At 63.3% G+C, this 16268-nt stretch carries 15 protein-coding genes; 6 read left to right on the top strand and 9 right to left on the bottom strand.

The window, feature by feature from the left end:
• Nucleotide 1 precedes the first annotated feature (1 nt).
• Entirely contained in the window at nucleotides 2–790 is a 789-nt protein-coding gene (locus LUU92_RS16670; RefSeq protein WP_092245197.1) for an AraC family transcriptional regulator, read from the bottom strand.
• Nucleotides 791–876: 86 nt separating this feature from the next.
• Here LUU92_RS16670 and LUU92_RS16665 point away from each other — a divergent pair, with 86 nt between their 5' ends.
• From LUU92_RS16665 to aqpZ, 3 genes are all read left to right on the top strand, one after another.
• Nucleotides 877–1875 (top strand): bile acid:sodium symporter family protein, encoded by a 999-nt coding sequence (locus LUU92_RS16665; RefSeq protein WP_071491778.1) that lies wholly within the window; start codon nucleotides 877–879, stop codon nucleotides 1873–1875.
• 231 nt (nucleotides 1876–2106) lie between these two features.
• Nucleotides 2107–3291: a sugar transporter gene (locus LUU92_RS16660; protein WP_093123699.1), complete on the top strand. Its 1185-nt coding sequence runs from the start codon at nucleotides 2107–2109 to the stop codon at nucleotides 3289–3291.
• A gap of 103 nt (nucleotides 3292–3394) precedes the next feature.
• On the top strand, nucleotides 3395–4096 hold the full coding sequence (gene aqpZ / locus LUU92_RS16655; RefSeq protein ID WP_071492033.1) for an aquaporin Z: 702 nt from the start codon (nucleotides 3395–3397) through the stop codon (nucleotides 4094–4096).
• A gap of 64 nt (nucleotides 4097–4160) precedes the next feature.
• On the opposite strand, the gene tal is transcribed toward aqpZ, so the two are convergent.
• From tal to LUU92_RS16620, 7 genes are all read right to left on the bottom strand, one after another.
• Nucleotides 4161–5084: a transaldolase gene (gene tal / locus LUU92_RS16650; protein WP_257102329.1), complete on the bottom strand. Its 924-nt coding sequence runs from the start codon at nucleotides 5082–5084 to the stop codon at nucleotides 4161–4163.
• A 22-nt stretch (nucleotides 5085–5106) separates the two neighbouring features.
• Complete coding sequence (locus tag LUU92_RS16645; RefSeq protein WP_071491775.1) at nucleotides 5107–6060, bottom strand: sugar-binding transcriptional regulator; 954 nt, start codon at nucleotides 6058–6060, stop codon at nucleotides 5107–5109.
• A gap of 62 nt (nucleotides 6061–6122) precedes the next feature.
• Nucleotides 6123–6923 carry an SDR family oxidoreductase gene (locus LUU92_RS16640; RefSeq protein ID WP_071491774.1) on the bottom strand — a complete coding sequence of 267 codons (801 nt, stop codon included), beginning with the start codon at nucleotides 6921–6923 and terminating at the stop codon, nucleotides 6123–6125.
• 9 nt (nucleotides 6924–6932) lie between these two features.
• Complete coding sequence (locus LUU92_RS16635) at nucleotides 6933–7712, bottom strand: SDR family oxidoreductase (protein WP_257103863.1); 780 nt, start codon at nucleotides 7710–7712, stop codon at nucleotides 6933–6935.
• A gap of 130 nt (nucleotides 7713–7842) precedes the next feature.
• The gene (locus tag LUU92_RS16630) at nucleotides 7843–9354 is read right to left on the bottom strand and encodes a sugar ABC transporter ATP-binding protein (protein ID WP_071491772.1); all 1512 of its coding nucleotides are present in this window, start codon (nucleotides 9352–9354) and stop codon (nucleotides 7843–7845) included.
• Between the two features lie 15 nt (nucleotides 9355–9369).
• Nucleotides 9370–10302, bottom strand: a complete 933-nt coding sequence (locus LUU92_RS16625) for a sugar ABC transporter substrate-binding protein (protein ID WP_248482204.1) — start codon at nucleotides 10300–10302, stop codon at nucleotides 9370–9372.
• Between the two features lie 50 nt (nucleotides 10303–10352).
• A complete protein-coding gene (locus LUU92_RS16620) occupies nucleotides 10353–11360 on the bottom strand; it encodes an ABC transporter permease (RefSeq protein WP_257102328.1) in 1008 nt (335 codons plus the stop codon).
• Nucleotides 11361–11722: 362 nt separating this feature from the next.
• On the opposite strand from LUU92_RS16620, the gene LUU92_RS16615 reads away from it, so the two are divergent.
• From LUU92_RS16615 to LUU92_RS16605, 3 genes are read left to right on the top strand one after another with little or no spacing between them, the layout of a single operon-like run.
• The gene (locus LUU92_RS16615; protein WP_071491769.1) at nucleotides 11723–12559 is read left to right on the top strand and encodes a transketolase; all 837 of its coding nucleotides are present in this window, start codon (nucleotides 11723–11725) and stop codon (nucleotides 12557–12559) included.
• On the top strand, nucleotides 12549–13481 hold the full coding sequence (locus LUU92_RS16610; protein ID WP_092245224.1) for a transketolase family protein: 933 nt from the start codon (nucleotides 12549–12551) through the stop codon (nucleotides 13479–13481). Before LUU92_RS16615 ends, LUU92_RS16610 begins: the two co-directional genes overlap by 11 nt.
• A 5-nt stretch (nucleotides 13482–13486) precedes the next feature.
• Nucleotides 13487–14962: an FGGY family carbohydrate kinase gene (locus LUU92_RS16605; protein ID WP_257102327.1), complete on the top strand. Its 1476-nt coding sequence runs from the start codon at nucleotides 13487–13489 to the stop codon at nucleotides 14960–14962.
• A 175-nt stretch (nucleotides 14963–15137) separates the two neighbouring features.
• Here LUU92_RS16605 and LUU92_RS16600 read toward each other — a convergent pair whose 3' ends face one another.
• Nucleotides 15138–16082 (bottom strand): aliphatic sulfonate ABC transporter substrate-binding protein, encoded by a 945-nt coding sequence (locus LUU92_RS16600; RefSeq protein WP_071491766.1) that lies wholly within the window; start codon nucleotides 16080–16082, stop codon nucleotides 15138–15140.
• Nucleotides 16083–16268: the final 186 nt, after the last annotated feature.

Here is a 16268-nt window from a genome sequence, read left to right as displayed (position 1 = left end):
GTCAGCGGAAAAACTCACCGGGCGTGGCCTCGAATTGCTGCCGAAACGCATTGATAAACGCCGACGTCGACTCATAGCCACACCCCAGCGCCACATCCGTGACCCGCTCGCCTTGCTCCAGGGCGGGCAGGGCGCTCAATAACCGCAGGCGCTGGCGCCAGGCGCGGAACGTCAGCCCGGTGTCGCTCAAGAACAACCGACTGAGTGTCTTCTCGCTCACCCCCAGTTTCTGGCTCCACTGGCCCAAGGTAGTTTGCTGTTCCGGGTGCGCACTCAGGCTGCGATAGATCGACCGCAAGCGCGGATCCGATGGCAATGGCAGCATCAGATCGACGTGCGGCGCCGCCGCCAACTGATCCAGCACCACCTGGGCCAGGCGCCCGTCCGGCCCATCCTCGGCATACTCCACCGGCAGTTCGCTGAAGCTGCGGATCAGCTCGCGCAGCAGGCTGCTCACCGCCAGCACATGACAGCGCTCCGCCGCCCAGGTGGTGACGCTGCAATCCAGGTACAGGCTGCGCATTTCGGTGTGGGGCGAGCTGAACACGCGGTGCGGTACACCGGCTGGAATCCACACCGCGCGCTGGGGCGGTGCGACGAAGCGGCCGACGCTGGTCTGGATCTCCAGCACCCCGGAAATCGCGTAGGACAATTGCACCCACGGGTGACTGTGCCGGCGGGTCAGGGCGCGGTTGGGCAGCGATTCGGTGCGCCCATACACCGGCCGTGGCAGGCTGGAAAGGCCTGGCACGCTACGGCGCACCGTGTTGGCATGTCCTTTAGGCGGCATTTGTTGGCTCATTGGCGTTAGTCGGTAACAAGCCGTTACGTTAGAGTCGCGATGACGCTCTTGGCAACCCCCGGAAGATCCTGCTTATGACTCGCCCCCGTTTCCTGCCTGACAACTTCACCCTGACCCTGATCGCCACGGTGATTCTCGCTTCCCTGCTGCCCGCCAGCGGCCAGACCGCCGTGGCCTTCGGCTGGGTCACCAACCTGGCCATCGCGTTGCTGTTCTTCCTGCACGGCGCCAAGCTGTCGCGCCAGGCTATCGTCGCCGGCGCCGGGCACTGGCGCCTGCATCTGCTGGTGTTCAGTCTGACTTTCGTGCTGTTCCCGTTGCTGGGCCTGGCGCTCAAGCCGGTGCTGTCGCCGCTGATCGGTAAAGACCTGTACATGGGCATGCTCTACCTGTGCGCCTTGCCGGCCACGGTGCAATCGGCGATTGCCTTTACATCGCTGGCGCGGGGCAATATCCCGGCGGCGATCTGCAGCGCGGCGGCGTCCAGCCTGTTCGGCATCTTCCTGACACCGTTGCTGGTGACGCTGCTGCTCAATGTGCACGGCGAGGGCGGCTCGACGGTCGACGCGATCCTGAAAATCAGCGTGCAATTGCTGCTGCCGTTTATCGCCGGGCAGATCGCCCGCCGCTGGATCGGCGCGTGGGTCGGCCGCAACAAGTCCTGGCTGAAATTCGTCGACCAGGGCTCGATCCTGCTGGTGGTCTACGGCGCGTTCAGCGAAGCGGTGAATGAAGGCATCTGGCACCAGATCCCACTGTGGGAACTGGGCGGCCTGGTGGTCGCGTGCTGCGTGTTGCTGGGCCTGGTGCTGGTGGCCTCCACGGTGCTGGGCAAGGCGTTCGGTTTCAACCAGGAAGACCGTATCACCATCCTGTTCTGCGGTTCGAAAAAGAGCCTGGCCACCGGTGTGCCGATGGCCCAGGTACTGTTCGCCGGGGCGAGCATGGGCGTGCTGATCCTGCCGCTGATGCTGTTCCACCAGATCCAGTTGATGGTGTGCGCGGCGTTGGCACAGCGTTATGCGAATCGGCCGGAGTCGATTCCGGAATTGATGGGGCAGGTGGACCCTTGATCTACGCCGAAGGCCTTGTCGCTGTTACGACCAGCGGTATATACGAGCGGATGCCCTCGGCAAGCCCATTCAATCGGGGTCTACGTGCTCATCATGACCGCACCCTGACCCGGTTGAGGTGATTTTGAGCGGGATGAGCGTCAACAGCCGGGCCGGAAACCTATAGAATGCCCGGCGGCGGCGCTTGTCCTGGGTGGCCGTCTGATCATCGTCCGAGTACCGCGCCCTTCAATGAGCATTTCAGCCGCAACGCCCCAAGCCAATTGGCAACCGGTCTTCGCCCTCGCGTTGGCCGCGTTTGTGTTCAACACCACCGAATTCGTGCCCGTCGGGCTGCTCAGTGCCATCGGCGCCAGCTTCGACATGCCAGTGTCCAGCGTCGGGCTGATGCTCACCATCTACGCCTGGATCGTCTCCCTGACGTCGCTGCCGGTGATGCTGCTGACCCGCAACGTGGAGCGGCGCAAGCTGCTGATCGTGCTATTCGGCCTGTTCATCGCCAGCCATGTCCTGTCCAGTGTGGCCACCAGCTTTGGCATCCTGATGCTCAGCCGGGTCGGCATTGCTTTGTCCCATGCGCTGTTCTGGTCGATCACCGCCTCGCTGGCGGTGCGCCTGGCGCCGGAAGGCAAGCAGGTGCAAGCCCTCGGCCTGCTGGCTACTGGCACTTCCCTGGCGATGGTGCTGGGTATTCCGTTGGGCCGTCTGCTGGGCGAGGCCATGGGCTGGCGCACCACGTTCCTGGTGATCGGCGCGTTCGCCGCTGCGCTGGTGTTCTGGCTGGCGCGTACGTTGCCGTTGTTACCGAGCCAGAACTCCGGCTCGCTGCGCAGCCTGCCACTGCTGTTCAAGCGCCCGGCGCTGGTGGCGCTGTATGTGCTCACCGCGATGACGGTGACTGCGCAGTTCACCGCCTACAGCTACATCGAGCCCTTTGTCGAAGGCGTGGCCGGCATGAGCGGCAGCGCGGTGACCCTGATCCTGCTGGTGTTCGGCGGCGCGGGCATCATCGGCTCGCTGCTGTTCAGCCTGGTGCACCGTTTCAACCCGCACCTGTTCGTGGTGGGCGCGGTGTTTATCCTGAGCGCCTGCCTGGCGTTGCTGCTGCCCTTGAGCGGAGCCGAATCTTACCTGGTGGTGCTGAGCATTTTCTGGGGCATGGCGATCATGGGCTTCGGCCTGGCCATGCAATCCAAGGTGCTGGTGTTGGCGCCCGACGCCACTGACGTGGCCATGGCGATGTTCTCCGGCATCTACAACATCGGCATTGGCGGCGGCGCGCTGATGGGCAGTTGGGTCGGCAGCCAGTTCGGCTTCGCCTGGATCGGCGCGGCCGGTGGGTTGCTGGCGGCGGTAGCCCTGATCGGGTATTGCCTGGCGATCAGGAAATTTGGGCAGGGCGTTGTAAGCCGCTAAGACCAGACAAGTCCTACACGATATATTGATACCCATTGCTACCGTCGCCTCGGGCCGCCCACCTCCCGTGGCGACGGCACTTGAGCGGCAATGGGAGTTGATTGTGCAAAAACGTTTGACTGCAGAGTTCATGGGTACTTTCTGGCTGACCTTCGGCGGCTGTGGCAGCGCCATCCTGGCGGCTGCGTTCCCCGGGTTGGGTATAGGTTTTGTGGGGGTTTCCCTGGCGTTCGGGCTGACGGTGTTGACCATGGCCTATGCGCTGGGCGGTATTTCCGGCGGTCATTTCAACCCGGCGGTGACCATCGGCCTGTGGGTGGGGCGCCGTATCGAGGGCGCTGATGTGCTGCCGTACATCCTGGCGCAGGTTGCGGGGGCGATTACTGCTGCTGCCGCGTTGTTCCTGATTGCCAACGGGCAGGCGGATTTCTCGGTGGGCGGTTTTGCTGCCAACGGCTATGGCCCGCTCAGTCCCGGTCATTTCGACATGAAGGCTGCATTGCTGGCCGAACTGATCGCCACGTTTTTCTTCGTCTTCATCATCCTGCGTGTGACCGCACCCGGCGCGGTGCCTGGCTTTGCCCCGATTGCCATTGGCTTGGCGCTGACCTTGATTCACCTGGTCCTGATCCCCGTCACCAACACCTCGGTCAATCCTGCGCGCAGCACCGGGCCGGCATTGTTTGCCGGAGTTGATTACCTGGCACAGCTCTGGCTGTTCTGGCTGGCGCCGATCGTGGGCGGCGTGATGGGCGCGGTGGCGGCTCGAGCAATGGATGAGTGCCGTAAAAAAGTGCCCGCCTGAACCCCAGCGTCGCCATGCCGATCATCTCGGCGGCGACGTTGTGCACGGCATAACGGTCCAGGGCTCAGAGCGCTGCGAGGACCGCTTCGAGTTTTTCCTGGTCGCGGGCAAACTGGCGAATGCCTTCAGCGAGTTTCTCGGTGGCCATCGCGTCCTCGTTGGAGCCCCAGCGGAACTGCGCTTCGTTGAGGGTCTGGCGCGGCTCCCCAACTGCCCCCGGATTCAATCGACGCTCCAGCAGGCCCTGGTCTTCATCGAGCTTTTGCAGCAGCTCGGGACTGATGGTCAGGCGGTCGCAGCCCGCCAGTTGCTCGATCTGGCTGAGGGTGCGGAAGCTGGCGCCCATGACCACGGTGTTGATGGCGTTGGCCTTGTAGTAGTTGTAGATCCGCGTCACGGACTGCACGCCTGGGTCCTCGGTGCCGGTGTAGTCCAGGCCGGTGTTCTTGCGGTACCAGTCATAGATGCGGCCTACGAATGGTGAAATCAGGAACACCCCGGCGTCGGCGCAGGCGGCGGCCTGGACGAACGAAAACAGCAGGGTCAGGTTGGTCTGGATCCCGGCCTTTTCCAGGCGCTCGGCGGTGCGGATGCCTTCCCAGGTGGAGGCCAGTTTGATCAGCACGCGGTCGCGGCCGACGCCGGCCTGGTCGTACAGCGCGATCAACTGGTTGGCCTTGGCCCACAGCGCGTCTTGGTCGAAGGACAGGCGCGCATCGACTTCGGTGGAGATGCGCCCCGGAATCACCTTGAGAATGCCGCAGCCCACCGCCACCGCGAAGCGGTCACACGCCAGGTCCACATCGCCCTTGGACTGGCCCACCGCGCTGTGCAGCAACTCGGCATATTCCGGGATGGCAGCGGCCTTGAGCAGCAGCGACGGGTTGGTGGTGGCGTCCACCGGGCGCAAGCGGCTGATGGCTTCCAGGTCGCCGGTGTCGCACACCACGGTGGTGAATTGCTTGAGTTGTTCGAGCTTGGACGTCATGAGCGGCAGTCTCCAGAAACGGTTATTGGTTGAGGGCCTGTGCGGTGTCCAGGTCGGTGATCAGGATGTCCAGGTAGCCGCCCTGGAGCGCGCCGCGAATGGCCTGGACCTTGTTCAATCCACCGGCCAGGCCGAGCACCCGGTGGATGGCGCGCAGCTTGGGCAGCGCCACCGAGACCACGAATTCTTCATCTTCCTCCAGCACCGGCTTGCCCTGGGCATCGAAGTAACGCAGGCAGATATCGCCCACCGCGCCGCGTTCGGCGAGCAGGCGCAGCATGTCTTCGGTGTAGTAGTTGCCGCTGTTGCGCAGCAGTTGCGAGGGCTCCAGGTCGCCGATGCCGACAATCGCCAGGGTGATGCTGTCAAAGCGCTGCAGCACTTCCTTGACCTCTTCCATCTGCACGATGCGCTGCTTGCTCTCCACCGATTGCTCGATGCTTTGCGAGGGCAGCAAAAACGCCGGGCAGTTGAGCAGGGTCGCCAGGCGCTGGGTCAGCAAAGTGGCTTCAAACGCGCCCTTGTGGCCGACGCCGCCCAACAGTTGCACCACTTCCTGGGCGGCCTGTTTGCCCGGCTGCGCGTGCAAGTGGCCGACCATGGCGCGAATGGTGCTGCTCCACGACGAGATACCGATACGGTCCTGGGGCGACAGGCTGGTTTCCAGGTAGTGGGCGGCGGCCGAACCGATGGCCTGCTTGATGCTCTCGTCATTGCCGGGCTCGGTGGCTTCCACCACGATCACCCGGCGCACGCCGTAGCGGCGCTGCAACTGGGTTTCCAGTTCCAGGTGCAGGCCTTGCAAGCGCATCACCGTGATCTTCACCACGCCTTCCTGCAGCGCCCGGCGCAGGGCACGGCTGATAAACGATTGGGACAGGTCCAGTTGCGCGGAAATCTCGGACTGCTTGAGCCCTTCTTCGTAATAGAGGCTCGCGATCTTGGTGATCAGGCGCTGTTCTTCGATCTGGCTCATGAAGGCCTCAGGGCTCTTTATAGTAAAAGGCATGACTCAATGGCCGTGAGGATACCAAACCCTTACGACATGATCAGGCCGCCGTCGATATTGATCGCCTGGCCGGTCAGGTAGGCGGCATCGTCCGAGGCGAGAAACGCCACCAGGCCCGCCACATCCGAGGGTTTGCCGGCGCGGCGCAGGGGGATGTTCTTGACCCATTCGGCCATCAATTCACCCTTGCCGTAGCGCTTCTCGTCGGTGCTGAGGATCTCGCCCCACACCCGGTCGTTGTAGTCCCACATCTCGCTTTCGATGATGCCGGGGCAGAACGCATTCACCGTGATGTCATGCCGCGCCAGTTCCAGCGCCAGGCTCTGGGTGATGCCGATCACGCCCATTTTGCTCGCGGCATAGTGGGGCGTGTAGATGAACCCCTGGCGGCCCTGGCCGGAGGAGGTATTGATCAGCCGGCCGCTGCCTTGCTTGACCATGTACTTGGCGGCCTCCCGGCAGCCGAGCCACACGCCGGTGGTATTCACCTGCAGCACCTTGTCGAAATCGGCACGGGGCATCTTGTCGTAGTGGTCGATGGTGATGATGCCGGCGTTCTGCACCGACACGTCGATGCTGCCAAAACGGGCGTGGCCTTCGCGGTAGAGCTTTTCGATATCGTCTTCACGGGTGACGTCGATGGCCAGGGCCAGGGTGTCGACCTGGTATTCCCGGGCCAGTTGGTCGGCGGTGAAGGTCACGCGTTCCAGGTCGTTGGAAGCCAGTACCAGGTTGGCGCCTTCCTGGGCGAAACGCTCGGCAATGCCGGCGCCGATGCCCCGGCAGGCACCGGTGATGACCACAGTTTTACCGCTAAATCGTTGGGACATGACGAACTCCTACCAGCACACAAAGCCGCCATCGACCAACAGGTCGACACCGGTGCAGAAAGACGAGGCGTGGCTGACCAGGAAAATCGCCGGGCCGACCATTTCTTCCACGCTGGCCATGCGGCCCATGGGCGTGGTCTGTTCAAAGATCTTCACCTGGTCGGCGACTTCCGGGCGCGAGTTCATCGGCGTGGCGGTGTAGCCGGGGCTGATGCAGTTGACCCGCAAGCCCTTGTCGGCCCATTCCATCGCCAGGCTCTTGCTCAGGTGAATCACGCCGGCCTTGGAGGTGTTGTAGTGCGCTTGCAGCAAGCCACGGTTGACGATACTGCCGGACATCGAGGCGATATTGACGATGGCGCCCTTGCCACGGGGCAACATCACGGCGGCCTGGGCCTGGCAACTGAGGAAAATTCCGGTGAGGTTGATGTCCAGGGTGGTCTGCCAGCGTTGCAGGTCCAGGTCTTCGGCGGCCTGGGCATTGGCGATGCCGGCGCAGTTGATCGCGACGCTCAGTTGGCCCAGTTCGGCTTCGGTGCGTGCCACCGCCGCGTCCAGTGCGGCGCGCTCGGTGACCGTACCGCTCAAGGCCAGGGCACGACGGTCCAGGGCCTGGATGCGTTCGACGGTGCTGGCGATGCCGGGGCTGCCCGGCAGATCGAAGCAGGCCACATCCGCGCCGGCCTCGGCCAGCCCCACGGCAATCGCCTGGCCAATGCCGCTGCCGGCGCCGGTGACAAAGGCCACTTGGCCTTGAAGACTAAAAAGCTGCATGGATAACTCCGTTATTTGAAATCACAGCCGACCCCTGTGGGAGGGGCTTGCCCCCGATGGCGGTGTATCAGTTATAAATTTTTCAATTGAACCACTGCTATCGGGGGCAAGCCCCCTCCCACATTGGATCTTCATTGTTTGTGGGTCAGGCAGTCGCCATTTCCATCACCGAAACGGGGGTGGCCTCGCCACGTTCCAGAATCCCCATCTGCCGGCCCCGGCTCATGACCAGGACGCGGTGCGACAAACCAAGCACCTCATCCAGATCCGAGCTCACCACCATCACCGCCATGCCTTTGGCCGCCAGGTCCGCGATCACTTCATAGATGGCCGCCCGCGCACCCACGTCGATGCCGCGGGTCGGTTCATCCAGGATGAAGACCTTGGGGTTGCGCGCCAGCCATTTGGCGATGATCACCTTCTGCTGGTTACCGCCGGACAAACTGGAGATGCGCGACTGCGGCGCACCTTTGACCCCCAGCCTGGCCACCGCCGTGCGGGCGAATTCGCGCAGCGGGGCAGGGAATACCCAGCCGCGCTTGTCCAGCAGGTCGGTGTTGCCGTAGATCAGGTTATCTTCGATGCGGTGTTCCACCACCACGCCTTGCTGCTTGCGGTCCTCGGGCACCAGCACCACGCCGGCCTGGATCGCCTCGAAGGGCGAGCGAAGCTGGCGTACTTCACCGTCGAGTATCAGGTGGCCTTGGACATCCTGTGCTGCGCCGGCAATAGTGCGCACCAGTTCGGTCCGCCCGGCGCCGACCACGCCGGCAATGCCGAACACTTCGCCGGCGCGCACGCTGAAATCGATGCCGTGCAAGGCAAATTCGCGGCAGCTGAGGTCCTTGACCTGCAACATCACGCGATCCTGTGGCGCTTGAAGGGCGGGGAAAATCCGCTCCAGGCTGCGCCCGACCATCTGTTCCACCAGCTCGCGTACCGGCACCTGGGCGGTGGCGTGCAAGGCGATCTGGCGCCCGTCGCGCAGTACCAGCACACGGTCGGCGATGCGTGCGATTTCTTCCAGGCGGTGGCTGATATAGATAAACGACACGCCCTCGGCCTTGAGCCGTTCCACCTGTTTGAACAGCAACTCGGTTTCTTCGCCGCCCAATGCCGCAGTGGGTTCATCCAGAATCAACAGGCTGGCCTTCAGGGTCAGCGCCTTGGCGATTTCCACCAATTGCTGGGCCGCCACGCTCAGGCCTTCGACCTTGCGCGATGCCGGCACTTTGAGCCCCAGGCGCTCCAGCTGGATCTGCGCCTGGGCCTCCATGTACGCGCGGTCCACCCGCCCATGACGCATGGGCAGGCGACCGACGAAGATATTCTCGGCGATCGACAATTGCGGCAGCAGGCGGATTTCCTGGTGGATCAGACCGATCCCGGCGCCCAGCGCCGCACCTGGCGACGCGGGTGCGTAAGGCGCGCCGCGCCAGGTCATGCTGCCCCCGGCTTCAGGCTGTACCAGCCCGGCGATGATCGACGACAAGGTCGACTTGCCCGCACCGTTCTCACCGAGCAGGGCCAGCACTTCGCCGGGGCGGATGTCCACATTGACCTGCGACAGTACCTGCACCGGCCCATAGGCCTTGCTGATATTGCGCAGGCACAGCACCGCGTCGGCGTGGGCGGTGTCCAGGGCTGCTGCTTGCATGACGACCTCCAAGGCTTACGGGTGCTGTTGCAGGAACGGCGCGACGTTTTCTTTGGTGGTCAGCACAGTGGGCAACAGTTGCTCCTTGGGCACGGCCTTGCCGGCTTTCAGGTCGATGGCCGATGCCACGGCCAGGCGGCCCATCTTCTGGGTCTGCTGGGTCATGGTTGCATTCAGCACGCCACTTTCCACGGCCTTGAGCCCGGCGACGTCACCGTCGAAACCGACCACCACGACCTTGTGGTCGAGGTTGCCGACCTTCACCGCCTGGGCAGCGCCCAAGGCCATGGCATCGGCACGGCCGAAGAACACGGTGATGTTCGGGTCACGCTGGAGCAGGTCCTGGGCCACGGCGAAGCCTTTGTCCTGGGCCCACTCGGCGGGTTGCTGGGCGACGACCTTGAGGTCCGGGAAAGCTTTCAAGCCTTCTTCGAAGCCCTTGGCGCGATCGTTCTCGGGGGTGGTGCCGAGCTGGCCTTGCAGGATCGCGATGCGGCCCTTGCCATCGGTGATCTTGCCGACGTATTCGGCCAGGGTCTTGGCCCCGGCCACGCTGTCGCTGGCGATAAAGGTGTCACCCGGTGCATCGGGTGCGTTGCGGTCCACGGCGATCACCGGGATGCCGGCGGCCTTGGCGGCTTTTACCGGGACGCCGGCGGCAGTGGCACCAGCAGGGATATAGATCAGCACATCGATCTGGCGGGTGATCAGGTCTTCAATCTGGCTGACCTGGGTGGAGGAGTTGCCCTGGGCATCCACGGTGATCACCTTGATGCCCTTGGCCTTGCCCTCGGCTTCCACCGATTGCTTGATCTGGTTGAAGAAGTCGGCCTGCAGGTTGGCCACGGCCAGGCCGATGGTCAGGTCCTTGGCCCAGGTGGTGCCGGCAGCGGTGAGGGTGGCAGCCGCGAGGGCGGTGGCCAACAGCAGTTTCTTGGGGCTGAACATGTCGGTGACTCCTGGTTTTATTGTTGGAGGGTGTCAACTGTCGAACAGGTTTAACGGGCAGTGCTGGAGCGGCGTCGCAGGGTGTCGATGGTCACGGCGAGGGCGATGACCACGCCGATCACCACTTGTTGAATGAAGGGCGAAACGCCCAGCAGGTTGAGACCATTGCGCAGCACGCCAATGATCAGCACACCGACCAGGGTGCCGCCGATGCTGCCGACGCCACCGCTGAGGCTGGCGCCGCCAATTACTACGGCGGCGATGGCGTCCAGTTCCAGGCTCAGGCCGGCGCTGGGTTGGGACGAGTCCAGGCGCGCGGCCAGGGTCACGGCGGCGATGCCGGCCAGCGCACCGCTGATGGCGTATACCCACAGGGTGATCGCCCGCACCTTGATGCCGGACAGGCGCGCCACCTCCGGGCTGCCGCCCATGGCATACAGGTTACGGCCGCCGGCGCGAAAGCGCAGGAACACCCAGGCCACCACCAGCATCACCAGGAACAGCCCGACGGTTGCCGAGAGAAAGCCGAAGTGACGCACCGTGGCCAGGCTGGTGAACCAGTCCGGGTAACCGACGATCTGCCGGCCTTCGGTGAGGATGTTCGCCAGGCCACGGGCCACCGACATCATGGTCAGCGTGGCAATGAACGGCGGCAGCTTGGCATAGGTGATCAAGGCGCCGGACACCAGCCCGGCGAGCATGCCGCTGGCTATCGAGATCGGGATCGCAAACCCCAGTGGCAACGCCTGGTCCTGGTACAGCCAGCCGAGCATCATCATCGAGAAGGCCAGCACCGACCCCACCGACAGGTCGATGCCGCCGATCACGATCACGGCGGTCATGCCAATTGCGAGGATGCCCAGCACCGTGACCTGATCAAGAATGTTCAGGCCATTGCGCAGCGAGAAGAAGAATTCGGAACTGAAGGAGAAGACCAGCACCAGCAACACCAGGCCGATCAGCGGGCCGCCGATATTGCTGGGAAGCAGTTTCACCAACCGGGGGCGGTGGGGCGGCTTGAGTTCGGCCGGGTGCTGGACAGTAGCTTTGGCGTCCACAGTGTTCTCCTGATTTATTTTTTTTGGAGTGCTTTCAAGTGCGCTGAATATTTATGCGTGCTTGACTGTTAATTCAGATTCCAGTGCCACCGTGGCAATGTCAAGCGCTTAATTTTTCCAACAGGCCTCTGGATCGCGACTTTCATCCGGCGCAAAGCCACGGGATAGATACGCGCGTGTGGGATTTCGGCCGTTTGTCCGAGGGACATTTCCAGGTTTTATTTCATTTTTCCACCGGTCATTCACTTGACCTGTCGAGCGTTCGGCGTCTAAATAGAAATATATTGTCACTGCTGAATAAATATTCAAATACAGCTTTGCACACTTTTACCCCGCGTGGTCAGCCTCAAAGGAGCCGCTGCATGAATGCCTTCCAGTACGACGCCCACCAGATCAAAGAACAGGCCCGCCTGATCCGGCGCCATGTGATCCGCCTGAATGCCGACTCACCGGCCGGCGGCCACACCGGGGCCGATCTCTCGGAAACCGATATTCTTGCCACCCTGTATTTCCGCATTCTCAATACCGGGCCGGAACGCACTGAAGACCCTGAGCGCGATATCTATATCCAGAGCAAGGGCCACGGTGTCGGTGGTTTGTATTGCTGCCTGGCGCAGGCGGGCTACATCCCCGTCGACTGGCTGCCCACCTACCAGCACTTCAACTCCCACCTGCCGGGTCACCCGGTGCGACAGAAAACCCCTGGCATCGAACTGAACACCGGCGCCCTCGGCCACGGCCTGCCGGTGGCGGTGGGGCTGGCGCTGGCGGCGAAGATGTCCGGCAGCAAAAAACGCATCTATGTGCTGACCGGCGACGGTGAATTGGCTGAAGGCTCCAACTGGGAAGCGGCGATGGCGGCGGCCAAATACGGCCTGGATAACCTGTTCGTGATCGTCGACAAGAACAAGCTGCAACTGGCGGGCCTGACGGCGGACATCATGCCGCTGGACCCGCTGGACGTGAAATGGGCGGCCTTCGGTTTTCGTGTCAGCGAGTGCGACGGCAACGATGCGGACCAGTTGATCGAAGCCCTGGAAAGCATGCAGGCCAAGACCGGCGCGCCCCAGGTGCTGATCGCCCACACCATCAAAGGCAAGGGCGTGTCGTTTATCGAAGCCCGTCCCGAATGGCACCACCGCGTGCCCAAGGGTGATGAAATCAACGCGGCACTGGAGGAGTTGAATCATGGCGAGTGAACATCTGGCGAGCGTCATGGTGGAAGCCTTTATTGCCGCCGTCGATGCCGGGCTGGACGTGGTGCCGGTGGTCAGCGATTCCACCTCCACGGCCAAGATCGGGCCGTTTGTGCAGCGCTTTCCCGAGCGTCTGATCAATGTGGGGATTGCCGAGCAGTCGCTGGTCAGCGTCGCGGCGGGCCTGGCCTTGGGCGGCAAGATCGCTGCGACCTGCAACGCAGCGCCATTCCTGATTTCGCGGGCCAATGAGCAGATCAAAGTCGACGTCTGCTACAACCAGGCCAACGTGAAGATGTTCGGCCTGAATGCCGGTGCCAGTTACGGCCCGTTGGCCAGCACGCACCACAGCCTCGACGATATTTCGGTAATGCGCGGCTTTGGCAACGTGCAGATCTTTGCTCCGGCCGACGCGCTTGAATGCCGGCAGATCGTCGACTACGCGCTGCGCTACCACGGCCCGGTGTATATCCGGCTCGACGGCAAAGCGTTGCCGGACCTGCACACGGGCGACTATCAATTTGCCCCAGGGCAGGTGGATATCCTGCGCCAGGGCGCGGACGTGAGCATCGTCGCCCTGGGCTCGGTGGTGCATGAAGCGCTGGATGCGGCACGGGTGCTGGCGGAGCAGGGCATCCAGGCGCAGGTGATCAACCTGTCGTCGATCCGGCCATTGCAGCGTGACGTGTTGCTCAGCGCCCTGCGTGGCACGCGGGCGGTCATCACGGTTGAAGAGCACAACATCAACGGTGGCGTGGGCAGCCTGGTGGCCGAAGTGCTGGCCGAAGCCGGGCTGGGGATTGCCCTGGTGCGCCTGGGCATCGGCGATGGTGAATATGCCGCCGCCGGCGCTCGCGAACCGACCCGCGCCTTGCATAACATCGACGCGGCTGGGATTGTGGCGGCTGCCACTCGGTTGCGGTGAATGCGATGACAGACAATACGCCGCTGATCCTGGCGATAGATGAAGGCACCAGCAACGCCAAGGCGGTGCTGGTCAACGAGCGCGGACAGGTGATTGCGCGGGGCTCGCGGCCGCTGAGCATTACCCATCCGCAGCCGGGGTTTTCCGAGCAGGACCCGCTGCTGATCTGGCACAGCACCCTGGCCGCCATTGAGGAGTGCCTGGCCCAGGTGGACCGGCCGATCACCGCGCTGGCCATCAGCAACCAGCGAGAATCGGTGGTGGCCTGGGACCGGCATACCGGCGAAGCGCTGTCGCCGTGCATCAGTTGGCAATGCCGGCGCTCCACCGCGTTGTGTGCCCAGTTGCATGAGCAGGGGCATGAAGCGCTGATCCTGGAAAAAACCGGGTTGGCCTTGGACCCGATGTTCTCGGCCGGCAAGTTCCGCTGGATTCTCGACCACCTTGAGGATGGCCACGCACGCGCCGCTGCCGGTGATATCTGCCTGGGCACGGTGGACAGCTGGTTGCTGTGGAAACTCAGCGGCGGCCAGGTGTTCGCCACCGACTACTCGAATGCCGCCCGCACGCAACTGTTCAACCTGCACACCTGTGCCTGGGACCCGGCGCTGCTGGCGCTGTTCAAGATTCCATTGGCCGCATTGGCCCCCATCCAGCCCAGTGCAGGCTTTTTTGCCGAAACCGTTGCGGCGGGCGGGTTGCCCGCCGGCATCCCGGTAATGTCGATGATTGGCGACTCCCACGCTGCGCTGTACGGGCAGGGCGGCTTTGCGCCGGGGCTGGTGAAAGCGACACTGGGCACCGGGTCGTCGTTGATGACGCCCATGGGCGGCCCGATTGCCTCGACTCACGGCTTGTCCACCACCCTGGCCTGGCACGACGGTGGTCAACCGACGTTCGGCATGGAAGGCAACATCGTCCATACGGGCGCCGCCGTGCAGTGGGCCTCGCGCCTGGTGGCGGGGGAATCCCTCGATGCCCTCACCGAACAGGCGGCGCAACTGTCGGATAACGGCGGCGTGTATTTCGTGCCGGCGTTGTCCGGGCTGGGCGCGCCCCACTGGAAGGCCGATGCACGGGGCCTGATCTGTGGGCTGACCGAGGCCACCTCTGGTGCGCATATCCTGCGGGCGTCGCTGGAGTCCATCGGTTATCAGATCCGCGATGTGTTCGAGGCCATGCAGCAGGACATCGGCAGCCCGTTGAAAGAGCTGTGGGTGGACGGCGGCGCCACGCGCAACCGTTGGCTGATGCAGTTCCTGGCCAACCTGCTGCAACGCCCGGTGGTGCGCAGCCTGTCACCCGAAGTCTCGGCACTGGGCGCGGCGCACCTGGCGGGGAGGGCGTCGGGGGTGTGGGCGAGTGATGCAGCGCTGGAGGCGCTGGAGCGGCAGCGGGAGCGGTTTGAGCCGCAGGATGATCCCGCGATGGAGGGGCGTTACAGCGAATGGAAAAAGGCCCTGGCCCGCACCCTGTTGTGACCATCGTGATCCAAATCTGTGGCGAGCGGGCTTGCCCCGCGTCGGGCTGCGAAGCAGCCCCCACACCAGCGGCCGAAGAGTGCCTGACTCACCGCATTCCTCCTTCCAGGGTCGCTTCGCAACCCAACGCGGGGCAAGCCCGCTCGCCACAGTTGCAGTACTCCCTGTTACGCCCTCAAGGCTTCCAGGTCTGTACATCCTTGGCATCCACCGCCTTGGGCAATAACCCCGCCTTGAAGAACGCATCGGCGATTTTTTGCTGTTCGCCCAACTGATCGAGCGTCACCGGTTGCACCAGGTAGCTGCGGTGCGCATTGGCTGCTTCAACCGTCGCTACATCCAGGTTGCCCCACAACGGCCCCAGCACCTTGGCCGCATCCTGGGGGTGGGTTTTCACCCACTGCCCGGCTTTTTCCAACTGCTCGTACACCACCCTCAATACTTCCGGGTGCGCCTTGGCGTACGGTGTACCGGTCAGGTAGTAACGCTTGTAGCTGGCCAGCCCTGCGCCGTCCGCCAGGGTGCGTGTGGGCAATTGGCGCTGCACGCTGGTCAGGAAGGGTTCCCAGGTAACCCAGGCGTCCACCTTGTTGTTCTCGAACGCCGCGCGACCGTCGGCGGGTGACAGGTAGGCCGGTTCGATATCCGAAAAGGCCAGCCCCGCCTTGGCCAGTGCGGCGATCAGCAAGTAGTGGGTGCCAGCGGCCTTGGTCACGGCGATCTTCTTGCCCTTGAGGTCCGCCAGGTTCTGGATCGGCGAGTCCTTGCGTACCACGATGGCCTGGGCCGCGGGCGAGGGCGCTTCCTGGGCGAAATAGGTGAGTTTGGCCTGGGCCGCCTGGGCGAAGATCGGCACGGTGTCGGCCACGTCGGCGCTGATATCCACATTGCCCACGTTCAGTGCTTCGAGCAGCGGCAGGCCGCTGGGGAACTCGTGCCAGCTCACGTCGATGTTGTCGGCCTTGAGGGCTTTTTCCAGGGTGCCCTGGGTTTTCAGCAAGGTGATCAGGGTCGAGGACTTCTGGTAACCGATGCGTACGGTTTCCTGGGCCTGCGCGCTGATGGCGACGGACAGAGCCAGCAAGCCGAGGAGTGCGGCGAAGGGGTGACGTAGGGACATGGCGAGCTCGATCTGTGACGAAATAGGCCTGAGCTTAAAGTTCTAAAAACTATTCGTTAAATACTCTTTCGATCTGAGCTTAGGACGCTTTTCCCTGCCGCCTATGAATTGGGCATAACCATAGAATTATAAGATTCTTTCATCATTGCTCATCGTTAATATAATCGAACAAGCTTTATTGCCAGG

The sequence above is a fragment of the Pseudomonas extremorientalis genome (assembly GCF_024584605.1).
Lineage (GTDB): Bacteria > Pseudomonadota > Gammaproteobacteria > Pseudomonadales > Pseudomonadaceae > Aquipseudomonas > Aquipseudomonas extremorientalis.
This window is presented reverse-complemented; position numbering and strand designations above follow the sequence as displayed.

Bases quoted from the DNA above. Each gene is read 5' to 3' on its own strand.
- LUU92_RS16610 (WP_092245224.1), top strand. From the start codon at position 12,549: ATGGCGAGTGAACATCTGGCGAGCGTCATGGTGGAAGCCTTTATTGCC.
- LUU92_RS16615 (WP_071491769.1), top strand. From the start codon at position 11,723: ATGAATGCCTTCCAGTACGACGCCCACCAGATCAAAGAACAGGCCCGC.
- tal (WP_257102329.1), bottom strand. From the start codon at position 5,084: ATGACGTCCAAGCTCGAACAACTCAAGCAATTCACCACCGTGGTGTGC.
- LUU92_RS16670 (WP_092245197.1), bottom strand. From the start codon at position 790: ATGCCGCCTAAAGGACATGCCAACACGGTGCGCCGTAGCGTGCCAGGC.
- LUU92_RS16640 (WP_071491774.1), bottom strand. From the start codon at position 6,923: ATGTCCCAACGATTTAGCGGTAAAACTGTGGTCATCACCGGTGCCTGC.
- LUU92_RS16645 (WP_071491775.1), bottom strand. From the start codon at position 6,060: ATGAGCCAGATCGAAGAACAGCGCCTGATCACCAAGATCGCGAGCCTC.
- LUU92_RS16625 (WP_248482204.1), bottom strand. From the start codon at position 10,302: ATGTTCAGCCCCAAGAAACTGCTGTTGGCCACCGCCCTCGCGGCTGCC.
- LUU92_RS16660 (WP_093123699.1), top strand. From the start codon at position 2,107: ATGAGCATTTCAGCCGCAACGCCCCAAGCCAATTGGCAACCGGTCTTC.
- LUU92_RS16605 (WP_257102327.1), top strand. From the start codon at position 13,487: ATGACAGACAATACGCCGCTGATCCTGGCGATAGATGAAGGCACCAGC.
- LUU92_RS16630 (WP_071491772.1), bottom strand. From the start codon at position 9,354: ATGCAAGCAGCAGCCCTGGACACCGCCCACGCCGACGCGGTGCTGTGC.
- LUU92_RS16600 (WP_071491766.1), bottom strand. From the start codon at position 16,082: ATGTCCCTACGTCACCCCTTCGCCGCACTCCTCGGCTTGCTGGCTCTG.
- LUU92_RS16665 (WP_071491778.1), top strand. From the start codon at position 877: ATGACTCGCCCCCGTTTCCTGCCTGACAACTTCACCCTGACCCTGATC.